A 21,240-nucleotide genomic window follows, 5' to 3' on the forward strand; every position below is an offset into this window, starting at 1 on the left:
ATGTAAAGGAGTGATTTAATTGATTATCACAATACTAGCTTTCGTTATTGTTTTTGGAATTTTAGTGTTTGTTCATGAATTTGGCCACTTTATCGTTGCCAAAAGATCAGGAATAATGGTTAGAGAATTTTCTATTGGAATGGGTCCGAAGATTTTCTTTTATCGTCACAATCAAACCACGTATACAATTCGTATTCTTCCTTTAGGTGGATATGTTCGAATGGCTGGGATTGCCGATAACGATTCACAGGAACTAGATCCTGGTACTCCAGTTACACTTAAATTTAATGAACAAAATGAAGTTATTTTAATTAATACCAGCCAAAAACAAAAGACTTTAGACGGTCTACCTCTTGAAGTTTCAAATGTTGATCTTGAACACGAGTTATTTATCGAAGGTTACCAAGATAACAACGAAGATGTTAAGAGATTTAAAGTCAATCATGATGCGTTAATGGTGGAACACGACGGAACAAAGGTCCAAATTGCTCCTGAGGATGTTCAATTCCAAAACGCACCAGTATTCAAAAAATTAATAACCAATGCTGCTGGAATTGTTAATAACGTGATTCTAGCAATTGTTGCATTTACAATTTTGACATTCATGCAAGGTGGAGTAGCTTCAAATCAAAACACAGTTACCCCAATTCAAGGACATTCTGTTGCAAGGGATGCCGGAATTAAGAGTGGTGACAGAATTGTTCAAGTTGATAATCAAAAGACCAACAATTGGAATGAAATAAGCTCAGCAATTCAAGCTAGACCAGATCAAAAGTTAACCTTAGTTATTAAAAGAGATGGTCAAGTTAAAATAATTAAATTAACCAGTGAATCACAAAAGAACAATGGAAAAAAATATGGATTGATTGGAGTTAAAAACACTGTCGATTCTAGTTTTACAACCAAGTTGTTCTCTGGTTTTACTAGAACATGGAACATGACTAAGCAACTTGTATCTGAATTAGCTTACATGGTAACTGGTCACTTCAGCTTAAACGACTTAGGTGGACCGGTTGCAATCTATGCTTCCACATCACAAGCTACTAAGTTAGGACTACAAGGAGTTGTTTACTTTATCGCATTCTTATCAATTAACTTAGCGATTATGAATTTAATTCCAATTCCGGTCCTAGATGGTGGTAAAATATTAATGAACATAATTGAGGCCGTTAGAAGAAAACCAACTTCTGAAAAAGTTGAAACAATTGTTACACTTATTGGTTTTGCATTCTTAGTTGTATTAATGCTACTGGTAACAATTAACGACATTCAAAGATACTTTATCCATTAAGAACATATTTAAGGAGATTTTTATGAAGCAATCAAAAATGTTAATCCCAACGCTAAAAGAAGCGCCAAAGGGTGCTGAAGCTCTTAGTCATAAGTTAATGTTAAGAGCTGGATACATTAAGCAAATTTCAGCAGGGATGTACGCATACTTGCCTTTGGCATACAAAGTAATTTCAAAAATTGAAAACATCATTCGTAAGGAAATGGACGAAATCGACGCGAATGAAACTCTTATGCCGGCAGTATTACCTGCAGAGCTTTGGGAAAAATCAGGAAGATTACAAACTTACGGTCCAGCTTTATTTAAGCTAAAGAACAGACATGACACTGATTTCATTCTAGGACCAACTCACGAAGAAACTTACACAGAAATCATTCGTGACTCAGTTAAGTCATATAAAAAACTTCCTTTAGTGTTATACCAAATTCAACCAAAATATAGAGATGAAGAACGTCCAAGAAACGGTTTACTACGTGGACGTGAATTTATCATGAAAGATGGTTACTCATTCTCAATTGATGATGCGGACCTAGATCGTATCTACAACCAAATGGAAGATGCTTACCGTAAGATTTTCGACCAAGTTGGTTTAGATTACCGTACTATCATTGGTGATGGTGGTGCCATGGGTGGTTCAGATTCAATCGAATTCTCTGCACCAGCTGCTGTTGGTGAAGATACCATCGTTTACTCAGACGATAGCGAATATGCTGCTAACCTTGAAATGGCTAAGAGCATGTACGTTCCTGAAAAGTCTAACGAAACTCAAAAAGACTTAGAAAAGATTAGTACTCCAAACGTGAAATCAATCGAAGATGACGTGGAACTATTAGACACAGATGCTTCAAACGTTATTAAGAGTGTTCTATTCATTGCTGACGAAAAACCAGTGATGGTTTTAGTTAGAGGTGATCACGAAGTTAACGACGTTAAGGTTAAGGGTCAACTTGGTGCTTCATTCTTTGACTTGGCAAATGATGAACAAATCAAAGAATTTACTAACACATCAAGAGGATACGTTGGTCCATTTAACCTAGATGAATCTGTAACTGTATTAGCAGATAACTACGTTAAAGACATGACTAATGCATTTGCTGGTGCCAACGAAGATGGTTACCACTTTGCTAACGTTAACCCTGAACGTGACTTTGAAAACGTTACTTACGGTGACTTTAGAGAAGTTGAAGAAGGTGAAATCTCACCAGACGGTTCAGGTGTATTGAAGTTCACTCGTGGTATTGAAATTGCTCATATCTTCAAGCTAGGAACTAGATACTCAAAGGACTTAGATGCAAACGTCTTGGATGAAAATGGTCGTCAAAAACCAGTTGTAATGGGTTGTTACGGTATCGGTATTAGTAGATTACTAACTGCTATTGCTGAACAACAAGCTGATGACAATGGTTTAATTTGGCCTAAGTCAATTTCACCATTCGACATTCACTTGATTCCTGTTAACACAAAGGATGAAACTCAAGTTAGTGTTGCTGATGGTATTGAAAAAGAACTTAAGGATGAAGGCTTTGATGTTTTAACTGATGACAGAAAAGAAAGAGCCGGAGTTAAGTTTGCCGATTCAGATCTAATTGGATTACCAATCAGAGTTACTGTTGGTAAGAAGGCTAGTGAAGGAATCGTAGAAATAAAGATTAGAAAAACTGGCGAAACTGTTGAAGTTAAGCAAGAAGAAGTTGTTAACACTGTAAAAATCTTACTTAAAGATTTGAAATAAAAAAAGGGTCAGTTGAAGAGACTGACCTTTTTTAGCTGACTTAGGATGGAGGTATTAGATTGTCTAACCAAGAAGAATTATTTACAAAATTATTGAATCAATTACAGTTAAAAGACCAAATTGATTCCGATAATTTTAAAGGCGGTCAGATTGAGAAGATTGATATCCACAAACGTTCCAAAATTTGGGAATTCCACCTTACACTTCCACGAATTTTAGATTACGAAGTCTTCTTGGATTTTTATAGTCGTATGCAAGCGACTTTTGATGAAATCGCTACTACTAAAATTAATATCAAAGCAAACGACAATCAATTTGATAACAAGCAATTAGGCAATTATTGGGAATGGATTGTCAAACATGCTGATATCACTGATGCTATTAAAAATGAACTATTAAGACGTGATGCACCAAAGATCGTTGATCATAAAATCGAACTTAGTGCTGATAACGAAATTGTTAAGAACTTTCTTGTGGACAAAGCAGTTAGTCCAATTGAAGATTTGTATGAACGATTAGGTTTTCCACACTTTACCATCTCTGTTTTTGTTGATGAAACTGCTTCTCAAGAAAAAATCAAAGATTTTAAAGCTGAAAAGGAAAAGAAGGATGCTGAGTTAGCTCAAAAGGCGATGCAAGCAATCCAAGAATCATCTGCTAAACGTCAAAAGAACTCAAAAAATGCAGTTCCAAAGGGTAAAGTACAAATCGGTAAGAAGATTAAGGATGACCTAGAAGTTACTAAACTAGTTGATATCGTTCAAGAAGAAAAACTAGTGATTGTAAATGGTCACATCTTTAGTAAGGAAATTCGTTCACTTAGATCAGGTCGTCAATTGATGATCTTAAAGATTACCGATTATTCATCATCAATCGAAGTTAAGAAGTTCTCTAATAACGAAAACGATGAAGCTAACTTTGCCGCATTGCAAGAAGGCGATTGGATTAAGGTTCGTGGTGGTATACAAGAAGATAACTACAGTCACGAATTAACATTGAATGCTTATGACATTAATCCATTACATCATGAAGGTCGTCACGATGACGCAGAAGAAAAACGTGTTGAATTACATCTACACACTAAGATGAGTCAAATGGATGCAACTAACAGTATTGAAGAATACGTGGCTAGAGCTAAAGAATGGGGTCACCCGGCATTAGCGATTACCGACCACGCTGCTGTTCAAGGTTTTCCATTTGCCTATACTGCTGCACAAAAGAATGACATTAAGATGCTATATGGTGTTGAAGCAAACGTTGTAGATGACGGTGTTCCAATTACATTTAACGAAGATGACCGTGATTTAGCAGATGCTACTTACGTTGTTTTCGATATTGAAACAACTGGTCTTTCTGCAATTTACGATAAGGTAATCGAAGTTTCAGCCGTTAGAATGCAACATAATAACGTCTTGGACCAATTTGAAGAATTTATTGATCCTGGTTTCCACTTATCAGATTTTACGACTGAACTTACATCTATCACTGATGATATGGTTAAAGGTTCTAAGTCTGAAGAAGAAGTCTTTAAGTTGTTTAGAGAATTCTGTGGCGACTCAATCGTTGTAGGGCACAACGTTACTTTTGACGTTGGCTTTATGAACGTTGGTTATCAAAGATATGGGATGGAAGAAATTCAAAACCCAATCATTGATACATTGCCATTGGCTCGTTTCTTATATCCAAACTACAAGAGCTATCGTTTGAACACATTGGCTAAGAAGTTTGACGTTGCTTTGGAACACCATCACCGTGCCGTATATGATGCAGAAACAACAGGTCATTTGAATTACTTGTTCATCAAGGATGCCGAAGAACGTTACAACATTACTAAGGTAAATCAACTAAATGAACACATGTCCGATAATGATGCATATAAACATGCGCGTCCATTCCACGCTATCTTGATGGCTCAAACACAGGCTGGATTAAAGAACATGTTTAAGTTGGTTTCATTATCCAATGTTGAATACTTCTATAGAGTGCCAAGAATTCCACGAAGTGTGCTTGAAAAGTACCGTGAAGGAATATTAGTTGGTTCTGCTTGTGCAAACGGTGAAGTATTCACCGCAATGCTACAAAAAGGTAAAGAAGAAGCCGAAAAGAAGGCTGAATTCTACGATTATCTAGAAGTCCAACCAAGTGCAGCCTATCAACCAATGATTGATTCAGAATTAATCCATGGTAAGAAGCACCTACAAGAATTAGTACAAAACATGGTTGATATGGGTCATGAAATGAATAAACCGGTTGTTGCAACTGGGGATGTTCATTACATGGATCCACAAGACTATATTTACCGTAAGATTTTGATTCATTCACAAGGTGGGGCTAACCCATTAAATAGACAAGAATTACCTAAGGTACCATTCTTAACCACAGACGAAATGTTGAGTGATTTTGAATACTTAGGTGAAGATGTCAGCAAGGAAATCGTTGTTGATAATACCCAAAAGATTGCCAACATGGTTGATGATGGAATTCATCCGGTCTTAGATCGACTATACACACCTCACATGAAGGGTGCCGAAGATGAAATCAGAAACTCAACAATGGATATGGCCCATAAACTATACGGTGATCCACTACCTGAATTAATTCAGGCACGTTTGGACCGTGAGTTGAAGAGTATTATTGGTAACGGATTCTCAGTTATTTACTTAATCGCTAAGCGTCTTGTAGCAAAGAGTAACAAGGATGGATATCTGGTAGGTTCCCGTGGTTCCGTTGGTTCCAGTTTGGTAGCCACAATGGCGGGGATTACTGAAGTTAATCCATTGCCACCACACTATCGTTGTCCAAACTGTAAATACTCTAAGTTCTTTACTAAGGGTGAATATGGTTCAGGATACGATTTACCACATGAAAACTGTCCAGAATGTGGAACGTTAATGATTGGTGACGGTCATAATATTCCGTTCGAAACATTCCTTGGATTTAGTGGGAACAAGGTTCCAGATATTGATTTGAACTTCTCTGGTGACTATCAACCAATCGCCCATAACTACCTAAAGGTGTTGTTCGGTGAAAATAACGTATACCGTGCCGGAACCATCGGTACTGTTGCGGATAAGACCGCTTATGGATACGTAAAGGCATACGAAAGAGATACTCAACAAACTATTCGTTCTGCCGAAATTGATCGTCTATCAAAGGGTGATACTGGTGTTAAGAGAACGACCGGACAACATCCGGCCGGAATTATTATCGTTCCTGACGATATGGATATCTTTGATTTCACACCAATCCAATATCCTGCCGATGATCAAAACGCGGCTTGGGAAACTACCCACTTTGATTTCCATTCTATCCATGACAACATCTTGAAGATGGATGTGCTGGGACATGATGACCCAACTATGATCAGAATGCTTCAAGATTTATCAGGAATTGATCCTCAATCAATCCCAATGGATGACCCGGGAGTTATGGGACTATTTTCCGGTACAGATACAATTGGTGTAACTCAAGATCAAATCCAATCAAAGACTGGGACACTAGGAATTCCTGAGTTTGGTACCAAGTTCGTTAGAGGGATGCTAGAACAAACTAATCCGGCAAACTTCTCACAACTACTACAAATTTCTGGTCTATCCCATGGTACCGACGTTTGGTTAGGAAACGCTGACGAATTAATCAAGGAAGGTAAAGCAACCATCGCCAACGTTATTGGTTGTCGTGATAACATCATGACGGACTTGATTAACTGGGGACTAGATTCAGAAACATCATTCCAAATCATGGAATATGTTCGTAAGGGTCGTGGAATTAAGGACGAATGGCAAAAGAAAATGCACGAAGCCAACATTCCACAATGGTACATTGATTCATGTCTAAAGATTAAGTACATGTTCCCACGTGCCCATGCGGCAGCCTACGTTTTAATGGCGTTACGTGTGGCTTACTTTAAGGTGTACTTCCCATTGGTATACTACTGTGCATACTTCTCAGTTAGAGCCGATGACTTTGATATCGTTTCAATGTGTCATGGTAAGGAAGCTGTTAAGGCTAAGATGAAAGAAATTAACGATCTTGGAAACGATGCATCTGCCAAAGATAAGAACCTATTAACTGTTCTTGAATTAGCCAACGAAATGATTGAAAGAGGTTTCGAATTCGAAATGGTTGATTTAAACCGTTCCGATGCCGAACAATGGTTAATTGATGGTAACAAGTTAATTGCACCATTTAGAGCCATTCCTGGTCTTGGTTTAAACGTTGCTAAACAAATCGTTGCAGCGCGTGAAGATAAAGAATTTATCTCTAAAGAGGACTTATCCAAACGTGGAAAGGTTTCTAAGAAGTTAATCGAATTTATGACAGAAAATCATATCATCGATAACTTACCTGATGAAAACCAATTAAGTTTATTTGATATGATGTAGTATGTATTGAACAATCTCAGATAGTATGGTATGATACATTATGATTTATATCTGAGAGAAAGGAGTGAGCAGAAATGCTCGCTCTTTTTATTGGATTTTTTTAGGAGGCGTATCATTGAGCGAAGTTACAGAAGTGGTAAAAGAAGTAGTAACTCCAATTCTAGATAGTCATGACTTTTATTTATATGACATCGAATTTGTAAAAGAAAGCAAGAATTGGTATTTAAGGGTTTATGTCGATAAGGACGGCGGTATCAATATTGAAGACTGTGCGTTAGTATCTGACGAACTAAGTGAAAAATTAGATTCAATGGATCCGGATCCAATTCCACAAGCTTACTTTCTAGAAGTCTCATCTCCAGGAGCTGAAAGACCTCTAAAGAAACCAGAAGATTATGAAAAAGCTGTTAATGAATACATTCATGTTTCATTGTATGCACCAATTAACGGTGAAAAAGTCTATGAAGGGACTTTAAAAGAATTAAGCGAAGATGAATTAGTTTTGACTGTTAATTTAAAAGGTCGAATTAAGGATCTAACAATACCAAGAAAATCAATTGCCAAAGCAAGATTAGCAATTAAATTTTAGCTAAGGGAGACAATCAAAAATGAGTAAAGAACTTTTAGGTGCACTAGATGCCCTAGAAAACGACAAAGGGATTTCTAAAGAAACTGTTATTGATGCTTTAGAAGCTGCATTAACTTCAGCATACAAGAGAAACTACAACCAAGCACAAAACGTTGAAGTTGCTTTTGACGACAAGAAGGGTAACATCCATGTTTACGCCGTTAAGACTGTTGTTGAAGATGTAGTTGACCCAAGACTAGAATGCAGTCTATCAGATGCATTACAATTAAACCGTGGTTACGAATTAGGTGACGAAATTAAGTTTGAAGTTACTCCTAAGAACTTTGGTAGAATCGCTGCTCAAACTGCAAAACAAGTTATTATGCAAAGAGTTAGAGAAGCTGAAAGAACAATTGTTTACAACAAGTACAGCAAGTACCAAGACGAACTAATCACTGGTGAAATCGAACGCCAAGACGATCGTTTTGTATATGTTGATTTAGGTAAGGTTGAAGCAGTTATGCCTAAGAACGACCAAATGCCAAATGAAACATACAGACCACAAGACAGAATCAAGGTTTACGTTAACCGTGTTGAAGACGCTACTAAGGGTCCTCAAATCTTCGTTAGTCGTACCGCTCCTGGTTTATTAAAACGACTATTTGAAGAAGAAGTTCCTGAAATTTACGACGGAACTGTTGAAGTTGTATCAATCGCAAGAGAAGCCGGAGACCGTGCTAAGGTAGCCGTTAGATCTAACAACGATGATATCGACCCAGTTGGTACAACTGTTGGACCAAGAGGTCAACGTGTTCAAACTATCGTTAATGAATTAGGTGGCGAAAACATGGACATCGTTCAATGGACTGAAGATCCTGCCGAATTCATTGCTAATTCATTAAACCCATCAGAAGTAGTTGATGTTATCTTTGATGAAGAAAATGAACGTGCATGTACAGTTATCGTACCTGACTACCAACTATCATTAGCAATTGGTAAGCGTGGACAAAACGCACGTCTAGCTGCTAAGTTGACTGGTTACAAGATTGATATCAAGTCTGAATCAGAAGCTGATGGTCTAAATGAAGACGTCCAAGAAGATAGTGACGACGCAATCGATAACGAATAATAACAAGTTTAAGGAGTGTTAATTCAATGAGAACAAGAAAAATTCCAATGAGAAAAGATATTGTTACTGGTGAAATGGCTCCCAAGAAAGATTTAGTTAGAATCGTTAAGGACAAAGAAAATAACGTTACTATCGATGAAACTGGAAAAAAATCAGGTAGAGGGGCATACGTTTCAATTGACGTAAAAGTCGCACAAAAAGCCAAGGATGAAAAGAAACTAAACGAAGTATTTTCAGTTGACTTAAGTGATGAATTTTACGATGATTTAATTGCTTACGTAGACCACAAACAAGCCAGAAAAGAACTTTTCGAAAATGACAAATAAAGAACAAATATTAAACTTTATTGGTTTAGCAAAGCGAGCCGGAAAGATAACTACTGGTGAAGACATATTGCTCAACGCAATCAAGAAGAATAAAATTAAATTTCTGATTATCGCTACTGACTCTGGAAAAGCCAGCTTGAAGAAATTTACAGATAAGGCAAATTCATATAACATTCCTACCAATCAAATGTTTACTAAAGTAGAGATAAGTGATGCAATTGGGATGCCGCGGACCATTATTGGGATCGCAGACAATGGATTTGCCAAACGTTTGAAAGAAATGACAAATTAATTGTAAAGGAACGTGATGGTATGGGTAAGAAAAGAATTTATGAGTTATCTAAAGAGATAAATGTAGCTAGTAAGACAATTATTGATGAAGCAAAGAAAAAGGGATATGACGTTAAAAATCATATGTCAGGTCTAGATGCTAACGAAGAAAAGGCTATCAGAGACCACTTTGCTCCAAAGAAAAAGCCGGTTAATGCAACCAAACCAGCTAACAATAATTCTAAGAAACCTGCCGAAAAGCCACACAAGACTTTAAACAAAAATTCTAACAATAAGGCAAAGCAATCTATGAACAATAACAACAGTAATAACAGTAACAACACAAACAAACCAAATAACAATGGTTCTTCAAACTTCAAAAAGGGTGGTAAGAAGAACAAGAAGAAATTCAACAAGAAAAACAACCGTGGTAACAACAAGTTTGCTGGTATGTACACTAAGAACCAACGTATCAGACAAAACCACAAGAACAACAAAGCGCCAGAAAGAAAAGAACGTCCATTGCCAGAAACATTGGTATACACAGTTGGTATGAACGCTCAAGAAATCGGTAAGATTATCCATAGAGAACCAGCTGAAATCGTTAAGAAGTTATTCCTATTAGGAGTAATGGTTAACCAAAACGTTTCATTGGATAAGGATACAATCGAACTTCTAGCTGCTGACTACGGTATTAAGGCTGAAGAAAAGGTTGAAGTAAACGTTTCTGATATCGATAAGATCTTCGAAGAAGAAGCAGAAAACACTGACTACCTAGAAGACCGTGCACCAGTTGTTACTATCATGGGACACGTTGACCATGGTAAGACAACATTATTGGATTACTTGAGAAACTCACACATCACTGCTGGTGAAGCTGGTGGAATTACTCAAGCAATCGGTGCCTACCAACTTGAAAGAAACGGTAAGGTTATCACATTCTTGGATACTCCAGGACATGCTGCCTTTACTGCTATGCGTGCTCGTGGTGCTGATATCACTGATATCACAATCCTAGTTGTTGCCGCAGATGATGGTGTTATGCCACAAACAATTGAAGCTATCGACCATGCTAAGGCCGCTAAGACTCCAATTATCGTTGCAATTAACAAGATTGATAAACCAGGTGCAAACCCTAACCACGTTATCGAACAACTAGCAAGTTACGAATTGATCCCAGAAGACTGGGGTGGTGACACTATCTTCGTTGAACTATCAGCTAAGATGGGTACAAACGTTGATGAATTACTAGACATGATTCTTCTACAATCAGACGTGATGGAATTAAAGGCTAACCCTAAGCAACATGCTGCCGGTTCAGTTATTGAAGCTCGTCTAGATCGTGGTAGAGGTCCAGTTGCAACATTACTTGTTCAACAAGGTACTATGCATGTCGGTGACCCAATCGTAGTTGGTGACACATTCGGTCGTGTTAGAACTATGACTAACGAAAAGGGTAAGGACTTAGATGGTGCTAAACCATCAACTCCTATCGAAATTACTGGTTTAAACGATGTTCCAGAAGCTGGGGACCGTTTCGTAGTATTCGATGATGAAAAAACTGCCCGTGCAGCCGGTGAAGAAAGAGCTAAGGAAGCTCAAATGGAAGAACGTAAGAAGAACAACAGTGTTACTTTGGATAACTTATTCGAATCTCTAAAAGAAGGAGAAATGAAGGAAGTTGCCGTAATTATTAAGGCTGACGTTCAAGGTTCTGTTGAAGCACTTGCATCAAGTCTACAAAAGATTGATGTTGAAGGTGTTAAGGTTAACATCGTCCACAGTTCTGTTGGTGCAATTAACGAAAGTGATATTGCATTGGCTGAAGCAAGTAACGCTATCATCGTTGGATTTAACGTTCGTGCTACTCCACAAGCTAAGGCTCAAGCTGAAACTGATAACGTTGACATTCGTCTACACCAAGTTATCTACGATGCTATTGATGAAGTAGAATCAGCAATGAAGGGTATGCTAGCACCTAAGTACAAAGAAGAAGTTACTGGTGAAGTTGAAGTAAGACAACTTTACAAAGCTTCTAAGATTGGTACAATTGCAGGTGGAATGGTTACCGATGGTGTAATTAAACGTGACAGTAAGATTCGTTTAATCCGTGATAACGTTGTTATCTACAACGGTGAACTAAATAGTTTGAAGCGTTTCAAAGATGATGCTAAGGAAGTTAAGCAAGGATTTGAATGTGGACTTACTATTGAAAACTACAACGACATCAAGGAAGGTGACGTTGTAGAAGCCTACGAAATGAAAGAAGTTCCTGCTAAGTAAAGGAGTGAATTGATATGGCTCAATACAGAGTTGGAAGACTAGAACAAGAAATTCAAAAAGAAGTTAATGACATCTTATTAAAACGTGTGAGAGATCCACGAGTTCAAGGTGTAACCATTACTGGTGTTGACGTAACTGGTGACTTACAACAAGCTACTATTTACTACAGCATCTTATCTGATAACGATAATGATGAAGAAACTACCCAAAAAGGTTTGGATAAGGCAACATCATTAATCAGAGGTGAACTAGGTTCTCGTTTGAGTATCTACCGTACACCTGAATTAACATTCAAATTGGATGAATCAATTCAATATGGAAGTAAGATTGATCAATTAATCAACAAATTAAAACGAGAAGATCGTTAATAAAAAAAGAACCCGTAACTGATGTTATGGGTTCTTTTTGTTTGCTCTGATTTAGTGAAAAAAGGCGTCTATGATATAATTTAAGATATAAATAACATCTGAGGAGTCGTGTAATATGGACGGAATTATCCCATTATATAAAGAAAAGGGTATGACCAGTTTTGCCTGCGTTAGTCAATTACGAGGCATTTTAAAAATGAAACGAATTGGTCACAGTGGAACACTAGATCCAAACGTAGAAGGAGTTTTACCAATTTGTTTAGGTAAGGGTACCAAACTAGTGGAATACCTAATGAACTCAGGAAAGGTATATCAAGGCAGCATTACCTTAGGTTTTGATACCACAACCGAAGATTTAGACGGTGAAGTGGTCAGTACTAAACCACTAGAAAAGCCACTAACAGACGATGAAATTAATGAACTACTTAACAGTTTTGTTTCTGAAGATTTAATTCAAATTCCACCAATGTATTCAGCCGTGAAGGTTAATGGAAAAAGACTTTATGAATACGCCAGAAATGGTGAGGAAGTAGAACGTCCAGAAAGACATGTTCAAATTCATTACTTTAAACAAATCAAAGACAGCATTTATGATGAAGACAAAAAACAACAAACTATCTTCTTTGAAGTTGGTTGTGGTAAGGGAACCTATGTAAGAACGCTTGCTGTTGACTTTGGTAAAAAGATTGATATGCCAGCTGTGATGTCTAGTTTAACTAGAATTAAGAGTGGTGGTTTTACAATTGAAGATACTTTTAAGATTAGCGACGTAAAATCAGCCGTAGAAAATGACACTATCGATGACATCGTTAAATCAATTGATTACGCATTGACCGACTTTAAGCATGTTGAACTAAACGAAAGCCAATGGAAGATCGTCCAAAATGGTGGTTTCTTGGATTTAGGTGTTTTAGGTATAAATGACGATAAATGTGTGTTAACGTTTAACAACGAAGTTAAGGCTTTGTACTTCTATGATCAAAACAAACAAATTTACAAACCAGAAAAAATGTTTAGCAATCAATAATCGAAAGGCATGAAATTATGGAAATAATCAAATTACATCATCCATTGAGTTCTGATTTTCATCAATCAGAAAAGCTAGTTTTAGCAATGGGCTATTTCGATGGAATTCACTTAGGCCATCAAAAGGTATTGGAAAAAGCGCGCGATATTGCCATGCAGAAGAACCTACCTTTGGCAGTATTAACTTATGACCATAAACCTGCTGTAGTATATAAACAATTATCACCACATGATAGAAGAAACATCATTATGTCAGACAGCAAAAATGAAATGTTTGAATCATTGGGTGTTAATAAGGTGTTCGTTGTTAACTATAGTTTTAGTTTTCAAAACCAGACACCACAAGAATTTGTTGATAACTACCTAGTTAGATTTAATGCCGACACCGTAGTTGCCGGAACGGATCATACTTATGGTGCCAAGGACGCAACAATGGACTTACTACCAAATTATGCAAAAAATCGATTTGATGTAGTTGCCGTGGACTTGGCAGATTATCAATTAGAAAAAATCAGTTCAACTAGAATTAGAAAGAACCTAGACGAAGGTCACATTCAAACAGTGAACCATTTAATGGGAAGACCATTTCAAACTGGTGGAACTGTTGTCCATGGCTTTGCCCGTGGTCGTGAATTGGGCTATCCAACAGCCAACATCGAACACGATGAACTACAATGGCTACCAACTATCGGTGTCTACGTAGTTGATGTGTTTATCGGTGAAAAAAAGTATCATGGGATGGCTTCAATTGGGCGTAACGTTACCTTTGGTGATAAGAATCCAATCACAGTAGAAATTAATATTTTAGATTTTAATGACAATATATATGGTGAAGTATTAAAGGTAGATTGGCTATACCGTATTCGTGGTGAAGTGAAGTTTGAAGGGATTGATAAGCTAATTAAGCAACTTCAATCTGACGAAGATTTCACACGTCAATATTTTGAAAATAACTAGTCTTTTTCTTGACTTATATAGATGGCTTTGGTAAATTAATAATTGTGGTTAGCACTTAACACAGATGACTGCTAAAGGTGCTAATCGATAAGGAGTGATCGGGTATGCTTACTGAAAGAGAAAAAATGATTTTGAAAATCATCGTTAATGATTACACAAAATCAGGTGTTCCTGTTGGTTCAAAGGCATTATCCAGTCAATTACCAATACATGTCAGTTCAGCAACCGTCAGAAATGAAATGGCATTTCTAGAAGAGATTGGTTTAATTACCAAGAATCATTCTTCATCGGGACGTGTTCCATCAATCGAAGGTTATCGCTACTATGTTGATAACTTGTTGAATCCAAATCCAATTGATAACAGTGATATGATGATTATTCAAAATTCACTATCAGGAAGATTTAGACAAATTGATGAAATCGTTCAACAATCAGCTGACATTCTATCTAACTTAACAAATTACACTGCATTGACTTTAAAGCCGGAACAAGAAACAACTCCCGTTTTGGGGAGCTTTCGTTTAGTTCCACTTGGTAATCATAAGGTGATGGCAATTCTAATCACTGATAATGATGAAGTTGTTAACCAGGTTTTCCATATTGATGGTGACTTGGGCGGTGACAAGTTAGATGCCGTTGTCAGAATGATCAATGACAAGTTAGCAGGGAAGCCTTTAGACGAAGTTATCACTAAGTTGAAGACAGAAATCGTACCTGAAATTCTCAAGTACGTTAAGAACCCTGATAGCTTAGTTCAAACTCTTGATGATGTTTTGATGCAAGCTTCTACTAATCAGTTTTATATCGGTGGTGAATTGAATCTATTGAGTTTTACTGATAATAATGACATCAGTTATCTAAAGCCAATTTACTCATTGTTAAATGATACTGATGATGCTGCGAAGTTCATCAAGAGTTCAGATAATTCAATTTCCGTTCAAATTGGACCGGAATTAAGCAATGATCTATTAAAGGATTACAGTATTATTACTGGTTCCTATGATGTTGGACCATATGGAAAGGGTGTTATCGCCGTTCTAGGTCCTACTAGGATGCCATATTCTAGAGTAATTGGAATCGTTGATGGATTTAGAAATGAATTATCAAAGAAACTGAGAAATTATTATGATAAATATAATCAGTAAAAGGAGGCATTCATTTGGCTAGCAAGAAGGATGATGAAAAAGACCTAGAAAAAGCAACTTCAAAGAAAGAAGCTGCTAAGGACAAAGGCGCCGACAAAAAGAAGGACGCTAAGAAAGATAAAAAGGATTCATTAGAAAAGCAAGTTGAAGAACTTCAACAACAAGTTGAAGATTTCTCTGACAAGTATCTTCGTGCTGAAGCAGAAATGCAAAACATGCAAACACGATTCAAGCGTGAACGTGCAGATATCTACAAGTATGATGGTCAAAAACTAGCAACTAGTATCTTACCTGCAATGGATAACTTGGAACGTGCATTGGGTGTTGAAGTTTCAGATGATAGTGGAAAGCAATTAAAACAAGGTGTTGAACTTGTTCTAAAGCATTTCAACAAAGCATTATCTGAAAATGGCATTGAAGAAATTGATGTCTTAAACAAACCATTTGACCCAAGCGAGTGTCAAGCGGTTCAAACAGTTCCTGCAGATGATGATCATCCAGCAGACACTGTTGTAGAAATTTTACAAAAAGGCTACAAACTAGCTGATCGTGTTATTCGACCATGCATGGTTGTAGTTGCTCAATAAAAAAATAATCAAGGAGATAATAAATTATGGCAAGTAATAAAATTATCGGTATCGATTTAGGTACTACTAACTCAGCTGTTGCTGTTCTTGAAGGTAAAGAACCAAAAATCATTACTAATCCAGAAGGTTCACGTACAACTCCATCTGTTGTTGCATTTAAAGATGGCGAACCACAAGTTGGTGAAGTTGCTAAGCGTCAAATGATCACAAACCCAAACACCATTGCTTCAATTAAGAGTCACATGGGTGAAGAAGGTTACACTGTAGATGTTGATGGTAAGAAGTACACTCCACAACAAATCTCAGCAATGATCCTACAATACATCAAGGGATTCGCTGAAGACTACTTAGGTGACACTGTTAGCGAAGCCGTTATCACTGTTCCTGCATACTTCAACGACTCACAAAGACAAGCAACTAAGGATGCTGGTAAGATTGCTGGTTTAGATGTAAAACGTATCATCAACGAACCAACTGCTGCATCATTAGCTTACGGTCTAGACAAGCAAGATAAAGACGAAAAAGTTCTTGTATATGACCTTGGTGGTGGTACTTTTGATGTTTCCGTTCTTGAATTAGGTGACGGTGTATTCCAAGTACTATCAACTAATGGTGATACTCACTTAGGTGGGGATGACTTTGATAAGAGAGTTATGGACTACCTAGTAGAACAATTTAAGAACGAAAATGGCATCGACTTATCACAAGACAAGATGGCATTACAAAGACTAAAGGATGCTGCTGAAAAGGCTAAGAAGGATCTATCAGGTGTTTCTGAAACTGAAATCAGTCTTCCATTCATCTCATCAGGTGAAAATGGTCCACTTCACTTACAAACTACACTATCACGTGCTAAGTTTAACGAATTAACTTCTGACTTAGTTGACAAGACTAAGGTTGCTTTTGACAACGCTCTAAAAGATGCTGGTCTAAGCACTTCAGATATTGATGAAGTTATCCTAAATGGTGGTTCAACTCGTATCCCAGCCGTTCAAGAAGCTGTTAAGAGCTGGACTGGTAAAGAACCAAACCACTCAATCAACCCTGACGAAGCCGTTGCTTTAGGTGCCGCTGTTCAAGGTGGTGTTCTAACTGGTGATGTTAAGGACGTTGTATTACTTGATGTTACTCCACTATCATTAGGTATCGAAACTATGGGTGGTGTATTCACTAAGTTAATCGATAGAAACACAACTATCCCAACTTCTAAGTCACAAGTATTCTCAACTGCCGCTGATAACCAACCAGCCGTAGATATTCACGTACTACAAGGTGAACGTCCAATGGCAGCTGACAACAAGACTTTAGGTCAATTCCAATTAACTGACATTCCTGCTGCACCTCGTGGTGTTCCTCAAATCGAAGTTAAGTTTGATATCGATAAGAATGGTATCGTAAACGTTTCTGCTAAGGACAAAGGTACTGGTAAGGAACAAAAGATTACCATCAAGGATTCAAACGGTCTATCAGATGATGAAATCAACCGTATGATGGATGAAGCTAAGAAGAACGAAGAACAAGACAAGAAGCGTAAAGAAGAAGTTGATTTGAAGAACGAAGTAGATCAATTAATCTTCCAAACTGACAAGACTCTAAAGGATGTTGAAGGTAAGGTTTCTGAAGATGAAATCAAGAAGGCTAAAGAAGCTGAAGATGCATTGAAGAAGGCTAAAGAAGACAACAACTTAGACGAAATGAAAGCTAAGAAGGATGATTTGAGTCAACAAGTTCAAGCACTTGCTGTTAAGTTATACCAACAACAACAAGAACAAGGTTCAGATCAACAAGGTAACGCAAACGATTCATCAGACAACAAGGGTAAAGACGACAACACTGTTGACGGCGATTTCCATGAAGTTCATGATGATGACAAAAACAATAAGTAATTAGATTACTTTAAAAAGGGTCAAAGTCTGACTTGTTGGGCTTTGGCCTTTTATTTCAAAATGAAGGTTATGGGGGATTAAAATGGCAGATAAGGATTACTATTCAATTCTGGGAATATCAAAAGACGCCAGTCAAGATGACATTAAGCACGCTTACCGTAAAATGTCTAAGAAGTATCATCCTGATATCAACAAAGAACCCGGTGCTGAAAAGAAGTTTAAGGAAATTAACGAAGCTTACGAAGTACTAAGTGATGAACAAAAACGTCGTAATTACGATCAATTTGGTTCAGCTGATGGCCCAGCCGGTGGATTCGGCGGAGGTGCCGGAGGCTTCGGTGGCGGAGCTGGAGGATTCTCTGGCTTCGGTGGCGGCGGCTTCGACGACATCTTCAGCCAATTCTTTGGTGGTGGAGCAAGAGGTGCTCAAAGAGATCCAAATGCTCCTGTTAAGGGTCGTGATCTTCAATACCAAATGACAATCAATTTTGAAGATGCCGTTTTCGGTAAGAAGACTACGATCAGATACGACCGTGAAGCTAAGTGTGATACCTGTGATGGTTCAGGTGCAAAACCAGGAACTCATCCAGAAACTTGTCACCAATGTAACGGTAGTGGTTACGTAACATCAGTTCAAAATACACCATTAGGTCAAATGCAAACTCAACATCCATGTCCTACTTGTGGTGGAACTGGTAAAGAAATTAAGGACAAATGTCCTAAGTGTGGTGGCTCAGGTCACATGCACGAAAGTCACAAGGTAGAAGTAAACATTCCTGCCGGTGTTGATGATGGACAACAAATGAGATTACAAGGTCAAGGTGAAGCCGGTGAAAACGGTGGACCTTACGGTGACTTATTCATCGTATTTAGAGTAAAACCTAGTCGTGACTTTGAACGTGATGGCTCTGAACTACATTACTCACAAAACATCTCATTTACTCAAGCTACTCTAGGTAGCACCATCAAGGTTAAGACCGTATATGGTGATGTTGAAATGAAGGTTCCAGCAGGAACTCAATCAAATACTACCTTCAGACTTAGAGGTAAGGGAATGCCTAAGATTAACAGTAGTTCAAAAGGTGATGAACTAGTTACTGTTAAGATTGTCACTCCTAAGAGTTTAAACAAACAACAAAAACAAGCTCTAAAAGCTTTTGCTGAAGCATCTGGAGAAGAAGAATACAAGAATGGTGGATTCTTCGAAAAGATGAAAGATGCTATGAATGGCAAGAAATAAATTAAGGGTCGCATATGCGACTCTTTTTTGTTGCCGAAAAGAATTCTGATAGCATGATTTAGTTTGTGCATTGTCTTTTTGGTTGTTATAATTGTATTAATACATTACGTTGAAAGTAGGAATAAACATGGACATAGCAAAAATGAAGGAACATCAAAAATACATTCGTAACTTTTCGATTGTTGCTCATATTGATCATGGTAAATCTACTTTAGCCGATCGAATTTTAGAAATGACAGATACTGTCGCAAAAAGAGATATGCAAAACCAATTATTGGATGACATGGAACTTGAAAGAGAACGTGGAATCACAATTAAGTTGAATGCAGTTGAGCTAAAGTACCATTCTAAGGATGGTCATGACTATGAATTTCATCTTATCGATACACCAGGACATGTCGATTTCTCATACGAAGTATCAAGAAGTTTGGCTGCCTGTGAAGGTGCTGTTTTAGTTGTCGATGCCGCTCAAGGTGTTGAAGCACAAACTTTAGCCAATGTTTACTTGGCAATCGATGATGATTTGGAAATTGTTCCTGTAATTAATAAGATTGATTTACCTTCTGCCCAACCAGACATGGTTAAAAAAGAAGTTGAAGATATCATTGGTATCGATGCCGAAAACGCTGTTTTAGCTAGTGCTAAAAAGGGAATCGGAATCGAGGACTTATTGGAAAGAATCGTAGAAGAAGTACCTGCTCCTCAAGGTGATTTAGATGCACCACTAAAGGCACTTGTCTTTGACTCTGTTTACGATGATTATCGTGGAGTTGTTTTGAGTGTTCGTTTACGTGATGGTGTTGTTAAACCAGGAGACAAGATTCGCTTAATGAACAGTGGTAGTGAATACGAAGTTACCGAAGTTGGTGTTAACTCACCACATCCTGTTCAAAGAGAATACCTAATGGCAGGAGACGTTGGATACATCACTGCAAGTATCAAGGATATCAACCAAACTCGTGTTGGGGATACTGTTACTAACGCTGATAACCCAGCCGATGAACCACTACCAGGTTACCGTGAAATGGAACCAATGGTTTATTCTGGTTTATACCCAACCGACAACGCTAAGTTTGGTGACTTAAGAGAATCACTTGAAAAACTTAAGCTAAACGATGCTGCCTTGGAATTCGAACCTGAATCATCACAAGCACTTGGATTCGGTTTTAGATGTGGGTTCTTAGGAATGCTACACATGGATGTTGTGCAAGAACGTCTAGAAAGAGAATTCAATCTAGATCTAATTACCACTGCACCATCTGTTACTTACCACGTCTTTACTACTGATGGTCAAAGAAAAGATGTGGAAAATCCATCTGAAATGCCAGATGCTTCGGAAATCAAAGCCGTTGAAGAACCATACGTAAAAGCAACTGTAATGGTGCCTAACGATTACGTTGGTGCCGTGATGGAACTTTGCCAATCACGTCGTGGTCAATTTGAAACAATGGAATACATCGATGATTACCGTGTTAACATCATGTACTCAATTCCATTATCAGAAATCATCTTCGACTTCTTCGATAAGTTGAAGTCAACCACTAGAGGATATGCATCACTTGATTACGAATTAGGGGACTACAAGCCTTCTGATCTAGTTAAGATTGATATCCTATTGAACGGTGAAAAGGTCGATGCATTGAGTTTCATTTCTCACCGTCAATTCTCAGCTAGTCGTGCTCGAGTAATCGTTGAAAAACTTAAGAAGATTATTCCACGTCAAAACTTCGAAATTCCTGTCCAAGCCGCAATTGGTGCTAAGGTCATTGCTAGAACTAACATCAAAGCTTACCGTAAGGATGTTACTGCTCACCTATACGGTGGTGACAGAACCAGAAGAATGAAGCTATTAGAAAAGCAAAAAGCTGGTAAGAAACGTATGAAAGCCGTCGGTAAGGTAGACATTCCACAAGCCGCATTCATGGCTGTTCTACAAACTGATGAAGAAGAAAGCGATAAAAAGTAATTGACTTCATAAGAAATTATCAGTATGATATATTAAAAATATAGAGTCTTTAATTTAGTCCCGTGAGGCTGATAAGATTAG

At 37.6% G+C, this 21,240-nt stretch carries 16 protein-coding genes; all 16 read left to right on the top strand.

Going from position 1 to position 21,240, the window contains the following annotated elements:
- Positions 1-19: 19 nt before the first annotated feature.
- The 16 genes from rseP (at position 20) to lepA (ending at position 21,159) form a co-directional block, all read left to right on the top strand.
- On the top strand, positions 20-1,291 hold the full coding sequence (rseP, locus tag ACOMA7_RS00905) for an RIP metalloprotease RseP (protein WP_301945514.1): 1,272 nt from the start codon (positions 20-22) through the stop codon (positions 1,289-1,291).
- A 22-nt stretch (positions 1,292-1,313) separates the two neighbouring features.
- Positions 1,314-3,023, top strand: coding sequence for a proline--tRNA ligase (locus ACOMA7_RS00910; protein ID WP_054608230.1), 1,710 nt, complete (start codon positions 1,314-1,316; stop codon positions 3,021-3,023).
- A gap of 59 nt (positions 3,024-3,082) precedes the next feature.
- Positions 3,083-7,408, top strand: a complete 4,326-nt coding sequence (locus ACOMA7_RS00915) for a PolC-type DNA polymerase III (RefSeq protein ID WP_301945513.1) — start codon at positions 3,083-3,085, stop codon at positions 7,406-7,408.
- A gap of 115 nt (positions 7,409-7,523) precedes the next feature.
- A complete protein-coding gene (gene rimP / locus ACOMA7_RS00920; protein WP_034531677.1) occupies positions 7,524-7,997 on the top strand; it encodes a ribosome maturation factor RimP in 474 nt (157 codons plus the stop codon).
- 19 nt (positions 7,998-8,016) lie between these two features.
- On the top strand, positions 8,017-9,105 hold the full coding sequence (gene nusA, locus ACOMA7_RS00925; protein ID WP_421391431.1) for a transcription termination factor NusA: 1,089 nt from the start codon (positions 8,017-8,019) through the stop codon (positions 9,103-9,105).
- A 26-nt stretch (positions 9,106-9,131) separates the two neighbouring features.
- Positions 9,132-9,431 (top strand): RNase P modulator RnpM, encoded by a 300-nt coding sequence (gene rnpM, locus ACOMA7_RS00930; RefSeq protein WP_034531674.1) that lies wholly within the window; start codon positions 9,132-9,134, stop codon positions 9,429-9,431.
- The gene (locus ACOMA7_RS00935; protein ID WP_034531672.1) at positions 9,421-9,723 is read left to right on the top strand and encodes a L7Ae/L30e/S12e/Gadd45 family ribosomal protein; all 303 of its coding nucleotides are present in this window, start codon (positions 9,421-9,423) and stop codon (positions 9,721-9,723) included. Before rnpM ends, ACOMA7_RS00935 begins: the two co-directional genes overlap by 11 nt.
- 20 nt (positions 9,724-9,743) lie before the next feature.
- Positions 9,744-11,984 carry a translation initiation factor IF-2 gene (gene infB, locus ACOMA7_RS00940; protein ID WP_034533983.1) on the top strand — a complete coding sequence of 747 codons (2,241 nt, stop codon included), beginning with the start codon at positions 9,744-9,746 and terminating at the stop codon, positions 11,982-11,984.
- A gap of 14 nt (positions 11,985-11,998) precedes the next feature.
- On the top strand, positions 11,999-12,352 hold the full coding sequence (gene rbfA / locus ACOMA7_RS00945) for a 30S ribosome-binding factor RbfA (protein WP_041152352.1): 354 nt from the start codon (positions 11,999-12,001) through the stop codon (positions 12,350-12,352).
- Positions 12,353-12,467: 115 nt separating this feature from the next.
- Positions 12,468-13,379 (top strand): tRNA pseudouridine(55) synthase TruB, encoded by a 912-nt coding sequence (gene truB / locus ACOMA7_RS00950; RefSeq protein ID WP_414826945.1) that lies wholly within the window; start codon positions 12,468-12,470, stop codon positions 13,377-13,379.
- A 17-nt stretch (positions 13,380-13,396) separates the two neighbouring features.
- Complete coding sequence (gene ribF / locus ACOMA7_RS00955) at positions 13,397-14,335, top strand: riboflavin biosynthesis protein RibF (protein ID WP_414826944.1); 939 nt, start codon at positions 13,397-13,399, stop codon at positions 14,333-14,335.
- 104 nt (positions 14,336-14,439) lie between these two features.
- Positions 14,440-15,480 carry a heat-inducible transcriptional repressor HrcA gene (gene hrcA / locus ACOMA7_RS00960; protein WP_054608223.1) on the top strand — a complete coding sequence of 347 codons (1,041 nt, stop codon included), beginning with the start codon at positions 14,440-14,442 and terminating at the stop codon, positions 15,478-15,480.
- A 14-nt stretch (positions 15,481-15,494) separates the two neighbouring features.
- Positions 15,495-16,067 (top strand): nucleotide exchange factor GrpE, encoded by a 573-nt coding sequence (grpE, locus tag ACOMA7_RS00965; RefSeq protein WP_171819660.1) that lies wholly within the window; start codon positions 15,495-15,497, stop codon positions 16,065-16,067.
- 26 nt (positions 16,068-16,093) lie between these two features.
- Positions 16,094-17,953, top strand: coding sequence for a molecular chaperone DnaK (gene dnaK, locus ACOMA7_RS00970; protein WP_034531659.1), 1,860 nt, complete (start codon positions 16,094-16,096; stop codon positions 17,951-17,953).
- A gap of 82 nt (positions 17,954-18,035) precedes the next feature.
- Positions 18,036-19,193, top strand: a complete 1,158-nt coding sequence (gene dnaJ / locus ACOMA7_RS00975) for a molecular chaperone DnaJ (protein WP_301945511.1) — start codon at positions 18,036-18,038, stop codon at positions 19,191-19,193.
- A 127-nt stretch (positions 19,194-19,320) separates the two neighbouring features.
- Positions 19,321-21,159 carry a translation elongation factor 4 gene (gene lepA, locus ACOMA7_RS00980; protein WP_301945510.1) on the top strand — a complete coding sequence of 613 codons (1,839 nt, stop codon included), beginning with the start codon at positions 19,321-19,323 and terminating at the stop codon, positions 21,157-21,159.
- Positions 21,160-21,240 lie beyond the last annotated feature (81 nt).

The organism is Apilactobacillus intestinapis, from assembly GCF_049166695.1.
GTDB classification, from domain to species: domain Bacteria; phylum Bacillota; class Bacilli; order Lactobacillales; family Lactobacillaceae; genus Apilactobacillus; species Apilactobacillus kunkeei_C.

Excerpts from the sequence above, each read along its gene's own strand:
- ribF (WP_414826944.1), top strand. The coding sequence starts at position 13,397 with ATGGAAATAATCAAATTACATCATCCATTGAGTTCTGATTTTCATCAA.
- truB (WP_414826945.1), top strand. The coding sequence starts at position 12,468 with ATGGACGGAATTATCCCATTATATAAAGAAAAGGGTATGACCAGTTTT.
- hrcA (WP_054608223.1), top strand. The coding sequence starts at position 14,440 with ATGCTTACTGAAAGAGAAAAAATGATTTTGAAAATCATCGTTAATGAT.
- lepA (WP_301945510.1), top strand. The coding sequence starts at position 19,321 with ATGGACATAGCAAAAATGAAGGAACATCAAAAATACATTCGTAACTTT.
- rbfA (WP_041152352.1), top strand. The coding sequence starts at position 11,999 with ATGGCTCAATACAGAGTTGGAAGACTAGAACAAGAAATTCAAAAAGAA.
- nusA (WP_421391431.1), top strand. The coding sequence starts at position 8,017 with ATGAGTAAAGAACTTTTAGGTGCACTAGATGCCCTAGAAAACGACAAA.
- rnpM (WP_034531674.1), top strand. The coding sequence starts at position 9,132 with ATGAGAACAAGAAAAATTCCAATGAGAAAAGATATTGTTACTGGTGAA.
- dnaK (WP_034531659.1), top strand. The coding sequence starts at position 16,094 with ATGGCAAGTAATAAAATTATCGGTATCGATTTAGGTACTACTAACTCA.
- infB (WP_034533983.1), top strand. The coding sequence starts at position 9,744 with ATGGGTAAGAAAAGAATTTATGAGTTATCTAAAGAGATAAATGTAGCT.
- dnaJ (WP_301945511.1), top strand. The coding sequence starts at position 18,036 with ATGGCAGATAAGGATTACTATTCAATTCTGGGAATATCAAAAGACGCC.
- ACOMA7_RS00935 (WP_034531672.1), top strand. The coding sequence starts at position 9,421 with ATGACAAATAAAGAACAAATATTAAACTTTATTGGTTTAGCAAAGCGA.
- ACOMA7_RS00910 (WP_054608230.1), top strand. The coding sequence starts at position 1,314 with ATGAAGCAATCAAAAATGTTAATCCCAACGCTAAAAGAAGCGCCAAAG.